At 66.2% G+C, this 19794-nt stretch carries 17 protein-coding genes; 2 read left to right on the plus strand and 15 right to left on the minus strand.

Annotated elements, in window-relative coordinates; translation table 11 throughout:
- The 15 genes from I6F24_RS36625 to I6F24_RS36695 all read right to left on the minus strand — a co-directional run.
- Positions 1–1529, minus strand: a 1529-nt coding sequence (locus I6F24_RS36625; protein ID WP_225156583.1) for a molybdopterin cofactor-binding domain-containing protein, incomplete at its 3' end; no start/stop codon positions are given.
- 9 nt (positions 1530–1538) lie between these two features.
- Entirely contained in the window at positions 1539–2015 is a 477-nt protein-coding gene (locus I6F24_RS36630) for a (2Fe-2S)-binding protein (RefSeq protein WP_036023772.1), read from the minus strand.
- Between the two features lie 6 nt (positions 2016–2021).
- Positions 2022–2840, minus strand: a complete 819-nt coding sequence (locus I6F24_RS36635) for an FAD binding domain-containing protein (RefSeq protein WP_036023774.1) — start codon at positions 2838–2840, stop codon at positions 2022–2024.
- 3 nt (positions 2841–2843) lie between these two features.
- Positions 2844–3287 carry an SRPBCC family protein gene (locus I6F24_RS36640; protein WP_074448192.1) on the minus strand — a complete coding sequence of 148 codons (444 nt, stop codon included), beginning with the start codon at positions 3285–3287 and terminating at the stop codon, positions 2844–2846.
- 2 nt (positions 3288–3289) lie between these two features.
- Positions 3290–3727 carry an SRPBCC family protein gene (locus I6F24_RS36645; RefSeq protein ID WP_036023778.1) on the minus strand — a complete coding sequence of 146 codons (438 nt, stop codon included), beginning with the start codon at positions 3725–3727 and terminating at the stop codon, positions 3290–3292.
- Positions 3728–3738: 11 nt separating this feature from the next.
- Complete coding sequence (locus I6F24_RS36650; RefSeq protein WP_036023780.1) at positions 3739–6660, minus strand: flotillin family protein; 2922 nt, start codon at positions 6658–6660, stop codon at positions 3739–3741.
- 27 nt (positions 6661–6687) lie between these two features.
- Positions 6688–7521, minus strand: coding sequence for a phosphoenolpyruvate hydrolase family protein (locus I6F24_RS36655; protein WP_074448191.1), 834 nt, complete (start codon positions 7519–7521; stop codon positions 6688–6690).
- Between the two features lie 3 nt (positions 7522–7524).
- The gene (locus I6F24_RS36660) at positions 7525–9735 is read right to left on the minus strand and encodes an ABC transporter permease (protein ID WP_036023785.1); all 2211 of its coding nucleotides are present in this window, start codon (positions 9733–9735) and stop codon (positions 7525–7527) included.
- Entirely contained in the window at positions 9728–10510 is a 783-nt protein-coding gene (locus I6F24_RS36665; RefSeq protein ID WP_036023786.1) for an ABC transporter ATP-binding protein, read from the minus strand. The genes I6F24_RS36660 and I6F24_RS36665 overlap by 8 nt, the downstream gene beginning before the upstream one ends.
- Positions 10503–11585, minus strand: a complete 1083-nt coding sequence (locus I6F24_RS36670; protein ID WP_036023787.1) for a branched-chain amino acid ABC transporter permease — start codon at positions 11583–11585, stop codon at positions 10503–10505. Before I6F24_RS36670 ends, I6F24_RS36665 begins: the two co-directional genes overlap by 8 nt.
- A 1-nt stretch (position 11586) precedes the next feature.
- Positions 11587–12597 (minus strand): branched-chain amino acid ABC transporter permease, encoded by a 1011-nt coding sequence (locus tag I6F24_RS36675; protein ID WP_036023789.1) that lies wholly within the window; start codon positions 12595–12597, stop codon positions 11587–11589.
- A gap of 284 nt (positions 12598–12881) precedes the next feature.
- Positions 12882–13709 carry an AraC family transcriptional regulator gene (locus I6F24_RS36680; RefSeq protein ID WP_225141326.1) on the minus strand — a complete coding sequence of 276 codons (828 nt, stop codon included), beginning with the start codon at positions 13707–13709 and terminating at the stop codon, positions 12882–12884.
- A gap of 124 nt (positions 13710–13833) precedes the next feature.
- The gene (locus I6F24_RS36685; RefSeq protein ID WP_036013367.1) at positions 13834–15084 is read right to left on the minus strand and encodes an ABC transporter substrate-binding protein; all 1251 of its coding nucleotides are present in this window, start codon (positions 15082–15084) and stop codon (positions 13834–13836) included.
- Positions 15085–15280: 196 nt separating this feature from the next.
- The gene (locus tag I6F24_RS36690) at positions 15281–16276 is read right to left on the minus strand and encodes an alpha/beta hydrolase (RefSeq protein ID WP_225141328.1); all 996 of its coding nucleotides are present in this window, start codon (positions 16274–16276) and stop codon (positions 15281–15283) included.
- A gap of 13 nt (positions 16277–16289) precedes the next feature.
- Entirely contained in the window at positions 16290–17225 is a 936-nt protein-coding gene (locus I6F24_RS36695) for an MBL fold metallo-hydrolase (protein ID WP_225137875.1), read from the minus strand.
- A 229-nt stretch (positions 17226–17454) separates the two neighbouring features.
- Here I6F24_RS36695 and I6F24_RS36700 point away from each other — a divergent pair, with 229 nt between their 5' ends.
- Both I6F24_RS36700 and I6F24_RS36705 read left to right on the plus strand, forming a co-directional pair.
- Complete coding sequence (locus I6F24_RS36700) at positions 17455–18399, plus strand: LysR family transcriptional regulator (RefSeq protein WP_036023805.1); 945 nt, start codon at positions 17455–17457, stop codon at positions 18397–18399.
- 427 nt (positions 18400–18826) lie between these two features.
- Positions 18827–19777, plus strand: coding sequence for a PDR/VanB family oxidoreductase (locus I6F24_RS36705; protein WP_225149413.1), 951 nt, complete (start codon positions 18827–18829; stop codon positions 19775–19777).
- The last annotated feature ends 17 nt before the right edge of the window (positions 19778–19794 follow it).

Consider the following 19794-nt stretch of genomic DNA (forward strand, 5'->3'; position numbering starts at 1 on the left):
GCGCACGACCTACGACCGCGCGCCGGCGGAGGTGGTTCGCGCGGCGGCTCTCTTGTCGCCGTCACCGGCGCGCGGTCGTAGGTCGTGCGCTGCTGCGCAGGCGCAGCGGGCCGGCTGCGCGAATCCGTCGGTGTTGGCGGGATCACGGCGCGGCTGCCGCCGCCGTCCTTGCGCGAGGAGGCGCGCCTGAACTCGTCGCGGATTGGCCATTTGGCCTTCTCCGCCGCAACCTGGACGCACTCGATCAGCGCGGTGTTCTTGGCTTCGCGCCGGTGCGCCTTCATGTCGCCGTCGCGATAGGCATTCAGGATCCGGAACTCCATCGGGTCCATGCCGACGAGGTTTGCGAGCTTGTCCATCTGGCATTCGATGGCAAAATCCATCGCGGTGACGCCGAAGCCGCGCATGGCCGTTGCCGGCGTGCGGTTGGTAAAGACGCAATAGACGTCGCCATAGACGTTCGGGATGGTGTAGGGCCCCGGCAGGTGCGCGGCGCATTTCACGGCGGCATAGCTCGACAGCCGCGTATAAGCGCCGCTGTCGAAATAGGCGCGGATCTTGCGCGCGACGATGCGGCCGTCGCGCATCACGCCGTCCTTGATGTAGATGCGCTCGGCGCCGCGCGGTGGGCCGTATTGCATCTCCTCCTCGCGGCCGAACATGTAGCGCACCGGGCGCCCGGTCAGCATGGCGCCGAGGATCGCGAGTGGTTCGGTCAGCGTATCCACCTTGCCGCCAAAGCCGCCGCCGACGGTGCCGCCGATGAAATGGAAGGTGTTGGAAGGCACGTCTAGGATCTTGGCGCAGGTGTCGACCGAGAAGAACAGCGCCTGCGTCGAAGTGTAGACGACGTAGCGGCCGTTGGTGTCGGGTGCGGCGATGGCGCCGTTGGTCTCGGTCGGCGCGTGCTCGATCGGCGACATCTGATAGCGCTGTTCGAGCACGTGGTCGGCGGTCGCGAGCGCGGCATCGGCATCGCCAAAGCGCAAGCGCTGGTGATCATAGACGTCGTGATAGATGAAGGCGTTCTTCGGATAGGTCTCGTTGACGACGGGCGCGCCCGGTTTCAGCGCGTCCTCGACGTCGAACACGGTCGGCAGCGGTTCGTAGTCGATCCTGACCTTCGCGATCGCCTCGAACGCCTCGCGCTCGCTGTCGGCGACGATGGCGATGATCGGCTCGCCCTTGTAGCGAACCTTGTCGACGGCCAGCGATGGCTCGTCGTCCTTGCCGAAGTTGATCAGGCTGAGCAGCGTGTTCAAGTTGCGTGGGACGTCCGCGCCGCGGATGATCCGGCGCACGCCGGCCGAGCGCTCGGCCTCGGTGGTATCGATGCGGCGCAGCCTTGCATGGGCCTGGGTCGAACGCACGACCTTCAGGTGCAGCATGCCCTGCAGCTGGTGGTCGTTGAAATAGCTGGACGTGCCGGTGATGTGGCCGAGCATGTCCTGCCGCTGCGTGCCCTTGCCGATCTCCTTCAAATTATCGTCGCGCTCGTCGGCGAAGATGTCCTTGCGCAGTTCCAGCATGGTCTGACCTCAGGCGCTGGCCCGGCCGCCCGCGGCGGCGAGGATGGCATTGATGATCGGCTCGTAGCCGGTGCAGCGGCAGATGTTGCCGGAGATCGCCTCGATGACGTCGGCCCGGCTCGGGGCGGGATTGCGGTCGAGCAGCGCCTTTGCGGCCATCAGCATGCCCGGCGTGCAATAGCCGCATTGGGCAGCAAAGTTGTCGGCAAAGGCGCGCTGCAGCGGATGCAGGTTCGGGCCTTGCTTCATGCCGTCGAGTGTCTCGACCGAACGGCCCGCGACGGTCTCGGCGAGCGTCAGGCAGGAGAGGTGAAGCTCGCCGTCTATCAGCACGCTGCAGGTGCCGCAGCCACCCTGGCCGCAGCCGAATTTCGGCGTCATGTCGCCGATCAGCTCGCGCAGCGCGACGAGCAGGTTGGTGCCGCCGTCGACGAAGATCGCGACGTCGCGGCCGTTGTGGCGAAACTGCAGGGGGATTTTTGTCATGGCGAGCTATTCCTGTCCCGACAGCAGGCGCCGCAAATGCACACCGACGATCTCGCGGCGATACCAGGCACTGCCGAGCGCGTTGTCTGAGGGCGATGTTCCTTCTGTGGCGGCAGAGGCCGCAGCTGCGATGGTCGCCGCATCCAGCGAGCGGCCCTCCAGCGCGCGCTCGACGGCGCGAGCGCGGATCTGGGTCGGCGCCATCGAGCCCAGCGCAATCCGCGCACCCGCGATCCGTCCGCCGCTGACCGGCAGATGCGCGGCAAGCGTGATCACCGAGCCGCCCTTCGGCTTGATGCGGGCGATCTTGCGATATCGGAACGCCTCGCTGCTTGCCGGCCGCGTGCAGGACACCGACAGCACCAAAGTCCCGGCCTGGCGCTCGCGCCCCTGCAGAAACTCCTCGATCGGAATATCGCGCGAGCCGAAGCCGCCCTGAACCGCAATAGTGGCGTCGAGCGCCAGCAGTGCCACGGTGAAATCGCCGTAAGGGTTCGGCGCGAACAGATTGCCGCCGACCGTGCCCATGTTGCGCACGGCAGGACCGCCGATCGAGCGGGCGGGGGCATGCAGGAAGGCGAGGTCGCGCTCGGCGAGCACGCGCGCGAAGGTGACGCCGGCGCCCAGCGTGATGCGTGGACTTGAGGCGTCGATCCGGGTCAGCGCCTGGTCCCGCGCCCGGACGATCGTCGAGATCGAGACGTCGCCTTCGTTCAGCGCCCGCATCACCAGCGTGCCGCCGCCGAGATAGCGCGCGCTCCGGTCCGACGACAGCGCGCCAGCCGCCTCGCTCGCATTCGCAAAAGTCTTTACCGTCACGGCCATGGCTTAGGCGGCCTCCTTCAGATGGCGGCGGATCGCTTCAAATCCGGCCTGATAGATGTCTTCGGCGACCATGTGGGTGATGCGGTCCTTGTCCTCCGGCTTGGTCGTGAAGCGCGATTCCCAGTGCCAGAAGGTGCGGTCGCCGTCGGTCACCGGCAGCAAGCGAACATGGGCGACGTAGTTGAACATCGGGACCGGCGTATCGAGCAGGCAATAGCTGAAGGTCTGTTCGAGATCGGACAGCGCCAGCAATTGTTCGCGTAGCTCCGAGCCGTCCTTGAGCTTGAACCGCCTGACGCAGCCGATCTTGTCGGCGGACTGCGCGCGTTCGATGGAGGAGGTCGCGACCGCCGGGTGCCAGCGGTCGTGCCCGTTGAAATCGCGCAGCACGTCCCACACCGCGTCGGTCGATGCGTTCAGGATCGTGCTCTTGACGATATGCGGCACGGCTAGCCTCCGAACACGCGCTTGAGGGCGTCGAAGCCGCCCTGGAATACGCCGCCGCCGATGTTGTTGACGAGCTCGGTTTCACGCTCCGGCGCGCAGTCGAATTCCGCCGTCCATTCCATGAACGTCTGGTCGCCGTCGGTGACGGGCGTCAGGCGCAGGGTGGCGACGTAGTTCTCGACGCCCATCGGCGATTCCAGGATGGAGTAGGTGCAAAACATGTCGAAGTCGGAGAGGCCGAGCAGCTTCTCGCGGATGCGGTCGCCGTTGCGCAGGCGGAAATCCCTGACACAGCCGATCTTGTCGGAGGGCTCGCCGCCCTCGATCCGGCTTTCGGCGATGGCCGGATGCCAGTTCGGCAGACCGTTGAAATCGCGCACCCGCGCCCAGACGCGGTCGTTGCGGGCGTTGACGACGGTGGAGACGTAGACGCGGGCCATCGCTTGAGACCTCAGCTCTTCTTCCGCGGGCCGCGCTCGGCCGGCGGCTCGCCGCCCTCGGTCGCAGGCGAGGAAGCCGCCGGCTTGTCACCACCACCGCCACCACCTCCGCCGCTACCCTTGCGCGCGGCCTCCTTGATGCCCTGCATGTCGCGGGCTTCACGGATCAGCCCCGGCATCTTGGCGAGACTGCCGCCTTCGACGCCGATATCCGACAGGATGGAATCGATCAGCGGCGCCTGGACGCGGTAGCGCAGCGCCGAGTCGATCACCTCGTCGGTGGCGCTGCGACCGCCATTGCCGTTCCCATGGCCGTTGCCGTTGAGGCCGTCGACCTGGAGGATGCGGATGCCCTCGATCTTCTCCATCGGCTTGACGCTCTCGCGCACGATGCCTTCGATGCGGTCGAGCAGCTTTCTGCGGAACAGCGAGTAGCGCGCCTGGTCTGTCAGTACGTTCTCGGCTTCGTTGAGCATGCGCTGCGCTTCGGCTTCGACGGCGGCGCGCACACGCTCGGCTTCGGCCGCGATGCGGGTCTCCTCCGCCTGCTTCTCGGCCAGCAGGATTTCGACCGTCTTGCGACGCTTGGCGATCTCGCTCTCTCGCGCGGTGACGACGCGCTCGGTGGCTTCCGTCGCGCGCATCCGGGCTTCCTCGGCAGAGGCCTTGGCTGCGGACTCTTCCAGGGATTTGGTGTGGATCGCGATCGCCTTCTCCATCAGGACGGTCTCGACCTCCTTCTCACGATTGACCTCGAGCTTGCGCAGCTCGCGCTCGCGGCCGATGCGAGCCTCGTCGAGGCCGCGGTCGGAGGCGATGCGGGCTCGCTCGACCTCCTCGCGCGCGGCGATTTCGGCCTCCTGGAGCGATTGCACGCGGGCGACCTCGAGCTGCTCGATGGCGCGGCGCCGCTCGATGCGCGCCGCCTCCAGGGCCTGCTCGCGCGAGACGTCGGTGGTCTCGACTTCCTTGCGCGCGACGATCTCGGCCTGCCGGACCTGGCGGTCGGCGTCGATCCGCTCGGACTTCTTGGTGGACAGCGCGATGACGCGGTCCTCGTCCGCGATCTCGATCGCCTTCTTCTGCTCGATGTTCAGCACCTCGCGCTTCTTGGAGGCATTGATGCGCTCGGCCTCGAGTGCCAGATCGACCGTGATGCGCTGCCGCTCGATGGCGTCGCGCCGCTTCAGCTCGGCGGCATCCAGGATCCCGGTCCGTTCGATCTCCAGCGCGCGCGTTTCCCGTTCGGCCTGGATGCGCTCGGCCGCGACCGTCTTTTCCTGGGCGATGCGGGCTGCCTCGATCGCCTCGCGCGAGGCGATATCGGCTTCCTCGACAGCGCGGTTGCGGGCGATTTCCAGCGAGCGCACGCGCTCCTCCTGCGCGATGCGCGAAGCTTCCGTGGTCTCGCGTGCGGCGATGCCGGCGACGTCGAGCGCCTGGTTGCGCTCGATCTCCAGCTGCCGCGTGTTCTGCTCGGCGGCGATGCGCTCGGCGGCGAGCGTCCGCTCGCGGGCGATGCGGGCGGCTTCCACCGCGCGCTGGGCCTCGATCTCGGCCTCCTGGATGGTTCGCACCTGCTGGATCTCCAGCGCGCGGGTACGCTCGTCGGAGGAGATGCGCTCGACATTGACGATCAACGTCTGGGCGATGCGGGCCTTTTCGGTGGCCTCGCGTGCTGCAATCTCGGCCTCGTCGACCGCGCGCGTCCGCTCGATCTCGCGGCGGCGCGTCTCCTCCTCGTTGGCGATGCGGGCGTCGGTGACGACGCGGTCCTGCTGGATGCGGGCCTTTTCGATCGCCTCGCGCGCGGCGATCTCGGCTTCCTCGACCGTACGCATCCGCTCGATCTCGCGCTGGCGCACTTCGCGTTCGGAGGCGATGCGGGTGGTGTCAATCGAGCGCTGGTTGGCGATCCTTGTCTTCTCGATCTCCTCGCGCGCCAGCAGCTCCTTTTCCTCGATCGTGCGGGTCCGCTCGATCTCCTTCTGGCGGGTCTCGCGCTCCGAGGCGATGCGGGCTTCGGCGATCGCCTGCTCATTGGCGATGCGGGCGCGCTCGATGGCCTCGCGGGCGGAAATCTGCGCCTGTTCGGCCTCGGTCTCGCGCAGGGCCCGCTCGCGGGCGACTTCGGTGCGCTGAAGCGCGCGGCGCATCTCGATGTCGCGTTCCTGCTCCAGGCGTGCGGTCTCGCTCTCGCGCTCGATCTCGAGCGCCTGCCGCTCGGCTTCCAGGTTGCGGGAGCGGATCTTGATCATCGAATCCTGCTCGATGTCGTTGCGCAGCTTCCGCCTAGCCTCGATGTCCTCCATCAACCGGGTCAGGCCTTCGGCGTCGAACCGGTTCGACGGGTTGAAGAACTCGAGGTCGGTCTGGTCGAGATCGGTGATCGCGACCGATTCCAGCTCGAGGCCGTTCTGGGCGAGAGCTTCCGCCGCTTCGGTCTTGACCCGCGCGACGTAGTCGCCGCGACGTTCGTGCATTTCCTCCATGGTCATCTCGGAGGCGACCGAGCGGATCGCCGAGATGAACTTGCCGGCCAGCAGCGCATGGAGCTGCCCCGGTTCCAGGGTGCGGCGGCCGAGCGTCGCCGCGGCGATCGAGACGGCCTCGCGGGTCGGCTGCACGCGGACGTAGAAGTCGGCCTCGATGTCGACGCGCATGCGGTCGCGCGTGATCACGGCATCCTGCTTCGACCGTACGATGCCCATCGGCAGCACGTTCATATTGACGGGCGTGTAGTCGTGGATGAACGGCAGCACGAAGGCGCCGCCATTGATCACCACGCGTTCGCCAAGGAAGCCGGTGCGGACGAACGATGTCTCCTTGGAGGAGCGGTGGTAGAGCCAGTTCACGATATAGACGCCAACCACGATCACGATGATCGCGACGATCAGCCAGAGGATCAATTCACCGACCAACATCCCTGACATCTTTTCCTCCCTCGAACCAATCAGACGTTATCGCGCGCCGATCGCCTTGAATTGCCGCACCTGTTCCGTCAGCGCCCGCTCCACCGGCAGCCGCTCCATCGAGGACGCGCCGTAGAAGCCGTGGCAATGACGGGTGTTCTTCATGATGAAATCGGCGTCGGCCGGATCGGCGATCGGGCCGCCATGCGCCAATACCAGGATGTCCGGATTGACGCTGAGCGCGGCATTGGCCCAGGTGTCGATCCGCGCCGGGCAGTCGTTGAGCCTCAAGGCGGTCTGCGCACCGATCGTGCCGCCGGTGGTCAGACCCATGTGGCAGACGATGATATCGGCGCCGGCGATCGCCATCGCTGCGGCTTCCTTCTCGCTGAACACGTAGGGCGTGGTCAGCATGTCCTTGTCGTGCGCCCTGGCGATCATGTCGATCTCGAGCGCATAGGACATACCGGTCTCTTCGAGATTGGCGCGGAAGGTGCCGTCGATCAGGCCGACGGTCGGAAAGTTCTGGACGCCGGCAAACCCGAGTGCCTTCAGCTGGTCGAGAAAGACGTCCATGTCGCGGAAGGGATCGGTGCCGTTGACGCCCGCCAGCACCGGGGTCTGGTCGACCACGGGGAGCACTTCGCTCGCCATTTCCAGCACGATGGCGTTGGCATCGCCATAGGCCATCAGGCCCGCGAGCGAGCCACGCCCGGCCATGCGGTAGCGGCCGGAATTATAGATGACGATGAGGTCGACGCCGCCGGCTTCCTCGCATTTGGCTGAGAGCCCGGTGCCGGCCCCGCCGCCGACGATCGGCTCGCCGCGCCTTGCCATGTCGCGAAACCTTTTCAGCAGCGCCGCGCGTTCAAACCTGGCCATCGGTCACCTCGCTACTCTCCGCCGCACCCCGGTGCGCCCGAACAGGGTTCGGAACGCACCGACGATGGCGGCGGCGAAATCGGGATCGTTGATGTTCTTAGGGATGCGAATGAGCTGGCGGTTGCCGGTCTGCCGCACGGTCCGCTCCAGCGTGCGGAACAGCGCGGCGTCGGCATCCGGATCCCAGAACGGCTGGCCTCGTGCGTCGAGGGCGGAGACGCCGCCCTCGGGCAGGAAGAAACGCACCGGGCCATCCATCTGGTTCAGCCGCTCGCCGATCCAGCGGCCCATGCGCTCGTTCTCTTCCACGGTCGTCCGCATCAGCGTCACCTGCGGATTGTGGACGTGGAATTTGCGGCCGCGATAGCGCTCGGGAACGGTGTCGGGCGCGCCGAAATTGACCATGTCGAGTGCGCCGAGCGAGCCGACATAGGGCAGGCGGCTGCGGATGACCGCGCCAAAGCGGTCCTCGGTCGCGGGAAACACGCCGCCCATCAGGAGGTCGCAGACCTCAGTCGTGGTGAGGTCGATCACGCCGGCGAGCTGGCCGGACTCCACGAGCTTCTCCATCGAGCGTCCGCCGACGCCAGTGGCATGGAAGACCAGGCATTCGAAATCGCCGCGCAGGTCGGCGGCGATCTTCTGCACGGCCGGCGTGGTGACGCCGAACATGGTGATGCCAATTGCGGGCAGCCCGCTGGCCTCGCGCGCCGTGGCGGCACGCGTGTCGAGCCGCGCCTTGACCATGCCGGCGAGCGCATTGGCCCCATTGGCGAGCACCGCGCGCGAGATCGAGTTCAGCCCCTGTACGTCGGTGACCGAGTACATCATCGTGATATCCGCCGGGCCGACATAGGGCCCGACATCGCCTGAGGCGACGGAGGAGATGATCAGCTTGGGCACACCGACCGGCAGGCCGCGCATGCCTGGGGCGACCAGCGAGGCCGCGCCGGACCCGCCGGCGGAGATCACGCCGGCGACATTGCCCTGACGCCGCAACCAGTTGGCAAACGCGTCCGCCATTGCTGTCACGGCGGCACCACGGTCGGTGCCGAACACGGCGGAGCCGCCGCGACCGTGGTTCAGGGCGATCTCCTGCGCGGAGACGTCGCAGGATGAATGCTTGCCGCTGGTCGAGACGTCGACCAGCCGCGTCCGCAGGCCGCTTTCGGCGATGATGTCGCGGATGTAGCGCAGCTCCTGGCCCTTGGTGTCGAGCGTGCCGACGACCAGCACCACCGGCGGGCCCGAGGCCTGCGCCGCCGCCGGCTCGCGCTTGCGCCGCGCCGTCTCGTCGACGCGCGCGACTTGCGTCGAGAGCGTCCGCGCCGCGGCCTCGATGCGCGCGATCGGCACCGGTTGCGACCATCGCGTCGGCAGCGTCGGGTTGGAGATGTAGATGCGCACCGGCCCGTCCCGCCGTGGCGCCGGTGTCGGTGTCGTTTCGGCGCCGGAAGCGGCGACGTCGATATCCGTCTCGAGCTCCGCATGAAGCCCGACGCCGAGCAGGCGCTGCTGCAGCTCGCGGTCTGCGGCAAGGCGCGCGGAGTCGATGATGCGGTTGATGCGGCCGTTGACCATGATCGCGACGTTGCGCGAGATCGCGGTGGCGACGCCGATGTTCTGCTCGATCACGAGCACGGACATGTCACCGTCTTCGCCCAGCTGCAGCAGCATCTCCTCGACCTGCGCGACGATGACGGGCGCGAGGCCTTCGGTCGGCTCGTCCATGATGAGCAAGTGCGGGTTGGTGAGCAGCGCGCGCGAGATCGCCAGCATCTGCTGCTCGCCGCCGGAGAGCTGGCCGCCGCCGTGGCCTTTGCGCTCGGCGAGGCGCGGGAATGTGTCGTAGATGCGCTCGACGGTCCATGCGCCCGAACGCAGGCCGCCGGCGAGCTGCAGATGCTCGTCGACGCTGAGCGAGCGCCACAGGCGGCGGCCCTGCGGCACATAGCCGACGCCGAGCCGGGCGATCTGGGCCGGCGGCCGCCGCGTGACATCCTCGCCGCGGACGCGGATCGAGCCGCCACTCACGCCGACCAGCCCCATGATCGCCTTGCACAGCGTGGTCTTGCCCATGCCGTTGCGGCCGACGACGGAGAACACGCCGCTATCCAGCGTGAGATCGACGCCTTGCAGGGCGTGCGAGTGGCCGTAATAGACGTCGAGGCCGCGAACCTCGAGCGCGGGATTGCTGCGGCGGGCCTCATTCATGGCCGCCTCCCAGATAAAGCTCCTGCACCTCAGGGTCGGACTGGATCTCTTCCGGCAGGCCCTCCTTGAAGACGCGCCCGTTGTGCATCATCGTGACGCTCTCGACGACGCGGAGCGCGACGTCCATGTCGTGCTCGATGATGATGTAGCCGATATGGGCGGGCAGAGAGGTCAGGATCTCGATCAGCTCGGCCCGCTCCGTCGGCGACAGGCCCGCGGCCGGCTCGTCGAACAGCACGAAGCGCGGTGCGCCTGCGAGCGCCAGCGCGATCTCGAGCTGGCGCTGCTGGCCGTGGGCGAGCTCGGCCACGCGCTGGTCCTTCACAGCGGATAGATGCACGGCCTGCACGAGATTGTCCGCGGCATGCATCAGTGCGTCGTTCTGCCCCGGACGCAGGAACGAGAAACGTCCGCGCGAGACGCCGCGGCAGGCGAGATAGACGTTGTCCTGCACGGTAAGGCCGGGGAACAGCGCCGAAATCTGGTAGGTGCGGCGCAGCCCGCGACGGATGCGCTCATAGGGCGGGAAATGCGTGACGTCCTCGCCGAAGAAGCGGATGGTGCCGGAGGAGGGCGGGAAATCGCCTGTGATGCAGTTGAACAGCGTGGTCTTGCCGGCACCGTTCGAGCCGAGCACGGCGCGCCGCTCGCCCGGTCGCACCGTGATGGTGACGTCGGTCAGCGCGGCGAGCGCGCCGAACAGCCGCGTCACGCCGCGCAGCTCCAGCGCAGCGCCGGCACCGACGGCGGAGAGGCGCTGGGCGACGCTATCCATGACCGCGCCCTCTACCGGAGCGGCTCACCTCGCGCCGTTGATGCTGACGCCAGCGCTGCCACAGGCCGATGACGCCGTCCGAGGACCAGAACACGATGGCGAGGAAGCCGAGCCCGATCAGCAGGCGGAAGCGGTTGCCGTCGAGTCCTAGCCGGACCAGGAAGTCGAGCGCGAAGGTCCGCAGCAGCACGAATGTCAGCGCGCCGATGAACGGCCCGATCGGGCGCGTAATACCGCCGACGACGGCGATGATCAACACGTCGATGCAGGCCCCGACGCTGACCGAGCCCGGTGAGATCTGGCGGTAGTTCCAGACCTGGAGCACGCCGGCCAGCGCCGCAATGAAGGATGCGAAGGCATAGGCCGCGATCCGGTGCGCGTTGACGTTGAAGCCGAGCGCCGCCATGCGCCGCGGATTGTCGCGTACGCCCTGAAGGGCGAGTCCGAAGGGCGCTCGCACGACATACTGGACCGCGAAATAGCAGAACGCGGCGACGGCGAGCACGATGTAGTAGAAGGGAATGTCGGCGCGCCAGTTCACGCCCCAGAAGCGCGGCGTGGCCACGTTGTTGATGCCGGTATGGCCGTTGAAGATCGCCCAGTTCTGATTGGTGAAATAGTAGAAGGCAGCCCCAATGGCGAGCGTGATCATGATGGTGTAGATGCCTTCGGTACGCACCGCGAGCGCGCCGCCGAGCGTGCCGAACGCGGTCGCCAGCGCCAGCGCCATCGGCACTGCGAGCCACCACGGCCAGCCCAGGCTGATATTGGCGTTGCCGCTGACGCCGAACACGGCGACCATGTAGGCCGAAAAACCTGCAATGGTGAGCTGCATCAGGCTGACCATGCCGCCATAGCCGGCAAGAAACATCAGGCTCAGCGCCATGGTGCCGAGGATCAGCGTGGTCGCGAAGATCTCGATCAGAAAAAAGCTGCTCGCGATCAGCGGCATGATTACGAGGATGGCCGCGACGGCCCAGGCGGCGGGGTTGTTGATCTCCGGCCAGGTCCGGGCCGCGCGCTGCGCCTCGGTGGCGCGGCCTACGGCGAGGCGGGCATCGTGGGCGAGCGACATCTCAGCGCCTCGCCAACAGGCCTTGCGGCCGGATCGCCAGCACCAGCACCATGATCAGGAAGGTCACGACGATGGCATAGGTCGGGATGTAGACCGAACCGAGCTGCTCGGCGAGGCCGATGATCACCGCGCCGAGCGCGGCGCCCGGGATCGAGCCCATGCCGCCGACGATCACGACGACGAGGGACGCCAGCAGGAAACGGATGTCTTCGCCGGGCGACAATGACTGGAAGGTGCCGCCGACGACGCCGGCGATGCCCGCAAGCCCAGCACCGAAGGCGAACACGCCGACGAAGACGAGCTGGATGCGCACGCCGGTCGCGGCGAGAATATCGCGATCGTCGACGCCGGCACGGATGATCATGCCGATCCGGGTGCGGTTGAGCGCAAGCCACATCGCCACACCGATGATCACGGACGCGATGAAGATCACGAGCCGCACCATGGGATATCTGAGATAGACCGGCTCGCCCGAGGACTTGATCGCAGTGATCAGCGGCAGCTCGATCGGACCGATCAGCCAGTTCGGGGTCTGGATCTGGTAGAAGTCGCCGCCGCAGGCCCACAACATCAGATCGGCAAACACGATCGACAATCCGATCGTCACCATGGTTTGCCTGAGATCCTGACCCTCCATCCGGCGGAACACGATCACCTGCAGCAGCACGCCGACGGCAGCGGTCAGGATGAAGGCGATGATGAAGCCGAGGATCCACGAACCGGACGATGTGCTGATGGCGTAGCCGATATAGCCGCCGAATAGATAGAGCGAGCCGTGCGCCAGGTTGACGTTGCGCATCAGGCCGAAGATCAGCGTGAAGCCGCTGGCGACCAGGAAGTAGAGGCCCCCGAGCGTGATGCCATTGAAGACCGCGTTGAGAAAGACGCGCTTGCGGCCGATCGCCTCTTCCAGCCCGGGCGGCCAGACCGCGAAGACCAGCCAGAGCGCGACCGCAATCGCGATGATCGTAATCAGCGCCCAGGCCGGATGGCGTTCGACGAAGCGGCTCATGGCTTACCTCGCCCCGCTCGCGGGGAGGGGTCGGCGCGCAGCGCCGGGTGAGGGGGCTCTCCGCGAGTCAAACCGCCACCGCGCTTGCGGAGACTCTCCCCGACCCCGACCCTCTCCCCGCGAGTGGGGCGAGGGGGCATGCAAGCCGTTGCCGGCTGCTGGCCCTGCCATGGACGAACGTCCTCCCGTCACTCACGATCCTCTCTTTCGGGATCGCGTTGCCGACATCCTAGCCAGACGGGGAGGACGACATTTGATCGTGAGTATCTTTTCGTGGTCTGCGCTCAGGCGCGCAAAACCTTGGCGGCGCGACGATAATCGGTCGGGGCCATCCCGACATTGGCGGCGAAGAAGCGCGTGAAACCGCTCTGCGAGGAAAAGCCGAGATCGAAGCCGATGTCGGCGATCGGCGTCTCGCTCGCCACCAGCGCTTCGAGCGCCTGTTCCATGATCAGCGTGTTGAGATAGAGGTTCGGCGTGACGCCGGTCTGCACGCGGAACAGCCGGTAGAAATGCGGTCGCGACAGGCCGGATTCGCGCGCGATGGTGTCGAGTTCGATTTCAGCGCCGGGGCTCTCCGACATCATCTTGATGCACTTGCGCACGCGAAAGTCGGTGACGGCACCGACTGCGCGCGGATCTCGCGCGATCTCGGCCTGCTGCCAGCTTTCATCGTAGCAAATGTCGATCAGCCGCCTCAGCTCGGAATCGAGACTGGAGAGCGATGGTGCGCCGCACACGAGCGCGGCGGTCCGCCTGATGTGCTTGTCGAGTGCTGGCGTGCGCTTGAACTGGGTGCGGCCGAAGCGCAACCGGTCGGAGCCGGAGGCATCCGGCGCGAACCATTCGGCGTTGACGTAGAGCACGAAGAAGATGGCGCCGCCGTCAAGATCGGTCGGCAGGAAGTTGTGCGGTTCCCAGGGATTGACGGCGACGACCGACGTCTCGGTGAGATCGTAATGCCCTTCGGAGACATCGATGCATGCCGACATGCCGCCGACATGGAAGATCAGATGACCTTCGCGATGGGCGTGGATATTGAAAGGCCGGTTCAACTGATAAACCGTCGCCCGGCCGAAGCGGCCATGGAAGACGGCGAGCGCACGGCTCATGCCTTCCCCTCCCGAATGTTCTTGTCTTTTCGGCCAGCCTTCAACAACACCGCCGAGATTGCAAGAGCGGAGAGCGACCGCGTCAGCGAGTCGCTCCCCGGTTGCGTCTGCCTGACGTGATGCGTCAGTACTTCTTACATTCCGGCACGGTGCGGCTCGGCAGCCCGATCTTGGAGAACACGGCCGGGTCGTAGCCGAGCGTCTGGTTCACGTTCGGGATCACCTTCACGACCTTGCTGAACAGCGCGCCCTTGCCGTCGTCGACGACTTCGGTGACGAAGTTGGTGCCGATCGCCTGGCGGTTGGAGTCGAGCTTGATCTTGCCGTTCGGTGCGTCGAGCTCGATCTTCGCCAGTGCTTCCTTGTACTTGGCCTGGTTGTTGGAGAGATCGCCGTTGACCTGACGCAGTGCGAGGATCAGCGCCATGGTTGAATTATAGTAGTTGGTGGCGAGCAGCGACGGGCTCGGGAAGCGCTTGTTGGGCGGGAAGGCGTCTTGATAGGCCTTCACGAATTTCTGCCAGCCCGGATCCTCCCAGGTGTCGGCCTGTCCGCTCGCCGCGATGGTTCCGATCAGCGCGTTCTTGGCGTTGCCCTTCGACGACAGGATGGTCTGGTCGATCATGATGGAACCGCCCATCAGATGCGCCTTCCCGCCGGCCTGCTGATACTGGTTGAGGAAGTTGACGGCGTCGGCGCCGCCAAGCCCGAGATAGATGGCATCGACGTCGTCGGGCAGGGCAGCGATGACGGAGGCGAAGTCCTTCGTTCCCAGCGGCACCCATTGCCGGTTGGTGACCTGTCCGCCCATGCCGCAGAACTCGAGCACCAGCCCGAACACCTGGGTATAGATGAAGGAATAGTCCTCGCCGACGGTCGCGATCTTGCGATACTTCTTCTCTTCATAGGCGTATTTGCCGAGGCCGATCTGCCACTGCGCGCCGTCCATGTTGTAGCGGAAGAAGTTCGGTGCCGGGTCGACATAGGTCGTTTCCTGCGCACCGGATGCGGCATTGATGAACGTCAGCCCGGGATGGCTCTTGGCAAAATTCTTGACCGCGATGCCTTCGTCGCCGGAGAGCGGCGACAGCAGGATCTGCACCTTGTCCTGCTCGATCAGCTTGCGCACGGCGCGCACGGCGGAGTCCGGCGTTGCATCGGTCGAAGCGACGATGAATTCGAGTTCCTTGTCGCCGACCTTCTTGCCGAGCACGTTAAGCGCGGTCTGGTGGCCGCGCATGCCGTCCTCGCCGAGCACCGTGTAGGTGCCCTCGAGCGTTGCGGTCACGCCCACCTTGATCTTTTCCTGGGCGATCGCCGCGCCCGAAAGAAACAGGCTGCTCAACGCGAGCAGTCCGATGCTGCATTTCGACATGTGCTCCTCCCTGTGTCATCGCTTGTTGCCGCGACGAACCGTATGGTGCCAGTGGCTCTCGAAGCCCGCGGCTTTGGAGGAAAGCTAACCGAAGTCGGATGCGCTGCACCCATCGCGGCCTCGTTCGGCTTGACTGGCAGTCTCATTTTTGAATGTTGCGGCGCGAGTGATTTTCGCGGTGCAGCAGGACGCCGCGCTAGCTGTAATCTTCGCCGAGAAACTGGTTGATCGCATCGAACGCCTGCAGACGGTTTTTCTCCAGCAGAACCATGTGCGTGCCTTCGCCAATCTCGACCCATCGCCGGTATGGCGCATGCTTCAACGAAAGGAAGAAGTTCTGCGCCGAGTCGATAGGAACGTCCTGGTCCCATTCCGCGTGGACCAGGAGCACGGGCACGCGAATGTCGGCGGCGTCATAGAGCCTCTTGCCCGCGGCCCAGTATTCGCGGATGTCCAGGATCGGGCCGTTGACTGCACGCATGATGGCAGGCGCTTGCGCGCTGCCTAGCGGGTCGGTGGCGAGCGAGATATTGGCCCAGCGCTCGAAGCCGCCCGCCGGGATCAAGCTCGATCGTGCCGCTTCCGGCGCAGCCGAAAGCCAGCGCTCCCTGAAGTCCAGCACCGGAACGTTGCGATAGCCGCCGAGGCGCCCGCCAGCATCGATCGGAGCTGGGCCCTGCAGCACCCAAAGCGGCGCGACCAGCGCGAGCTTGACGACCTTGTCGTTGTTGCCTGCAGTGTAAGCGCCGGCCACCGAGCCGCCCCAGGACATGGCAACCAGATTGAGGCGCGCGATCCTGCGCTGCTTCAGGATGTGCGCGACGGCGCTGGCGAGGTCACGCACGCCGGCTTCGGTGCGCACGAGCGGTGCGGACTGCTCCGGCGGCGCGTCCATCTCGGGCGGGCGGGTCGATTGGCCATAGCCGCGCACGTCGAGAGCGAAGACGTCGTAGCCATGGCCGGCGAGATGATCCATGAACGAGAGGCCACCGAGCGGCGTATCGAAAAGGCTTCCCGATGAATAGGTCGCGCCGTGCATCATCAGGATGGTTCGCTCGGCGGAGAAGGTCTCGAGCGCCGCGGGGCGCTTGTTGCGCAGGTGAAGCGAAATTCCGGCCGTGTCGCTCGGGATCATGAGATCCTCGACTACGATCTTGGGCCTGTCGACGCGCGCGCTGGCGTGCTGATTCATGATCGTTCTCCGTTCAGACGAATTGCCAGGTGAAGCGTCCTCCGGTGCGGCTGACGCGGCCGACCGATGACTGTGCGAAATGGGTGGTGAAGATGATTGAGCCCCGCTCGGCAGCGTCCTCCAGCACGAAGGCGCGCGAGCGCAACGCGGCTTCCGGGAATTCGCAGAAGCAGGAATTGAGTGAAGGCTCATAGACCTGGAGCGGATGGTGCATCACGTCTCCGGCGAAGAGCGCCTCTTCGCCACGCGAGACGAGCCGGATGGAGGCGTGATCGACGCTGTGGCCGGGCGTCGGGACGAACGAGATGCCCTCGATGGCCTCGCTCCCGTCCACCGCGATGAGCCTGGCAAGTCCGGCCTCGATCACCGGCCGGACGCTGTCGTCATAGACACGGTCGGCCGGCTTGCGCAGCGCGGGGCCGAGGGCCGGGGCCGGGCGGGCCGCTCCAGTCGGCTCTGTGCCCGTCGCGAGGCTCTCGCCATAGGCCTGCTCGATCGCGGAGAAGACGTAGGTCGCATTCGGGAAGGTCGGGACCCAGCGTCCGTCGACGAGACGGGTGTTCCAGCCGACGTGATCGGCATGCACGTGGGTGAGCAGCACGTAGTCGACCTGCTCCGGCGTGACGCCCGCTGCGGCCAGCCGCGCCAGGAACGGCTCGTTGAGCCGGTGAAGCGGCGGAATCTCCGGCCGGTTCTTGTCGTTGCCGGTGGCCGTGTCGATCAGGATCGTGTGGTGCGGTGTCCTGACCACCCAGCTGTGAATGCTTTGGATGAAGGTACCGGTCGCAGCATCGAACGAGCCCGCCTCCAGGCTGTCGCGATGGCGCTCCAGCGCCCGCGGCTCGCCTCCCGGATAGAGCGCGTCGAACTTGAATGCGGCAAGCCGCAACTCGTCGATCCGCGTGATGGATGCTTCGCCGACCTGATAGGTCTTGGCCGCGTGAATCATCAAGATGTCCTCCACTGGACCGCGGCGTAGGGCTGGTTGCCCGGGCCGCGGTGACGGTGAGGTACGAAGGCCGCCAGGCCTTGGGGAGAGTCGCGGGCTCGATAGGTCCCATCGACATTGTCGATATCGGAAAGGATGCTGGCCCAGCTTTTCACGCCGGCGTTTTGGCCCTAACCCTCGTATCGCGGCTCGTCGCGGTCGCGACATGCCCCAGACGGAGGTGCCACCGATGCAGGATGCGGAACACGGCCGGGGTCGGCCGGCCGATGATAACGATCTCGCCGAGATCGACCTCGGTCTGTTGCTGGCTCTGGAGGCTCTCCTGCGCGAGCGGAACGTGACGCGCGCGGCCTCCCGGCTCAATATCGGGCAGCCTGCGCTCTCGGCGCGGCTGAACCGGCTGCGGCAGATCTTTGCCGATCCGCTGTTCGTACCCGCCGCGAGCGGGCGCGGCGTCGTGCCGACGACGCGGGCGGTGGAGTTGCAGACGGCGCTTGCGGACGTGCTCGGCAAGCTTCGTCGCATGGTGGAGGGGCCGGCTGAGTTCGACCCCGCCAAGAGCCAGCGTACCTTCATCGTTGCCATCCACGAGAATCCGGCCGTGACGCTGGCGCCCGGCCTGGTCGCGCGCTTGACCGCGATGGCCGAGCGGGCGCGGCTCGCCCTTATTCACCCCGCGCGCGATGTCGTGGATCAGCTCGAAAGGGGAGAGATCGACATCCTGGTGACGGGCGCCGACCGCGCACATGGCGAGCTGATGCAGCGGCCGCTGTTCGAAGACGGCTTCCTGTCCGCACAGCGCAAGGGTCATCCCCGCGGCATCGGTCCGCTCGATCTCGACAGCTTTTGCGCGCTCGACCATCTGCTGATCTCCGCCGATGGCGGCGGTTTCTCGGGCCTGGTCGACGACGCGCTGGCGGTGCTCGGCCGCTCCCGGCGCGTCGCCGTCTCGATTCAGACCTATGCGCTGGCGCCGGTCATCCTTGCGCACAGCGACTGCATTTGCACTCTTCCGCGGCGCTTCCTGATCCGTTTCGCCCACGAGCTCGATCTCACGCCACCGCCGCTCGATCTGCCGCCCGCTCGCATCGTCGCGCTGTGGCATCCGCGCAATCAGGAGGACAAAGGCCACGCCTGGCTTCGCGAGTGCCTATACCAGGCGGCTGCCGCTTGATCGCGACGTGCCCTCACGTGGGGAGGAGCGGCGCTGTCAGGTTGTAAGTTCTGATTTCTGGAATGAAGTCGGCCAGCTTGCATTCGTTGCGTCCGGTATGCCGCCTGCCGCCTTCCTGAGCTGCGTGCCGAGATGGGCAGGTGCCTCGAAGTATCACCGGATCGCCATTACCGCCGGCTTTCGCCCCTTGTATCCTTGCTCGATGCCGAGCGCAGGAGAGCGCATGATGCGCCGGGCCTGACGACCGGCGGCAAGCCGGTAGCGAGCCCCCCGGCTGGCCACTGACGTTGCCGGCGGGCGATCGCCCGAGACGCCAGCTGGCGATCCATTGATTGCATCATCCGGACCTGCCCCACGCTGACGATTGACAAGCGAATTATTACATGTCTAAAAATATGCAAATTCATATAATCCGTGAGATGCCTGAATGGACGTGCATCCGCTCAAGCTCAAGGTCAGGTCGTATGTCGCGGAGACGCCGTTCATACGGAGCCTTGTGTTTGGTGTGGAGGACGGCGTCGTGCCGCAATGGCAGGCAGGCGCGCATCTCCGCGTGACGCTCCCGAATGGCGGAGATCGGCCGTACTCTCTGATGGCGTTGCCGGGACTTCCTGAAGATGCGCTGGCGCTAGGTGTCCTGCGCGAGGAGGCCTCGAGCGGCGGCTCGCAATTCATGCACGCGCTCAAGGTCGGCGACGTCGTGAAGGCGAGCGCGCCGGTCAACAATTTCCGACTGCACGAGGGAGCAGCGCCGGCGCTGCTGTTCGCCGGCGGCATCGGCATCACGCCCGTTCTGTCGATGGCGGCGGAACTGGCGGCGCGGGGAAGCTCATATCGCCTGCACTATGCCGGGCGCACGCTAGGACTGCTGGCGTTCCTGCCGCAATTGCAGGAGATCTGCGCCGGAGGGCTGTCCGTCCACTACGACAGCGATGAATCCCGCCTCGACATTGCCGCGGCGCTCGGCGATGCCGCAGCAAACACCCACGTCTATGTCTGTGGCCCTTCGGGCATGATCGAGGCGGTGAAGGCCGCTGCGGCCGCCGCCGGCGTATCAGCGGATCGCGTTCATTACGAGCTGTTCAAATCCGAACAGACGTCGGCGCCTGACCAGCCGTTCGAGGTCGAGATCAAGTCGACCGGGCAGGTCGTCGGCGTTGCTGCGGGGCAGACCATCATCGAGGCGCTGGAGGCGGCTGGTTTCGACGTGCTCTACGACTGCCGGCGCGGCGATTGCGGCATCTGCCAGTGCGGCGTGATCGCGGGAGTCCCCGATCATCGCGACGTCATCCTCAGCGACGAGGAGAGGGCGTCCAACAAGGTCATGCAGATCTGCGTGTCACGCGCGAAGTCGGAACGACTGGTGCTGGATCTCTAGGGGAGACGAGGGACGCC

Source organism: Bradyrhizobium sp. BRP23 (assembly GCF_020194135.1).
In the GTDB taxonomy this organism is placed as follows: Bacteria; Pseudomonadota; Alphaproteobacteria; order Rhizobiales; family Xanthobacteraceae; genus Bradyrhizobium; species Bradyrhizobium yuanmingense.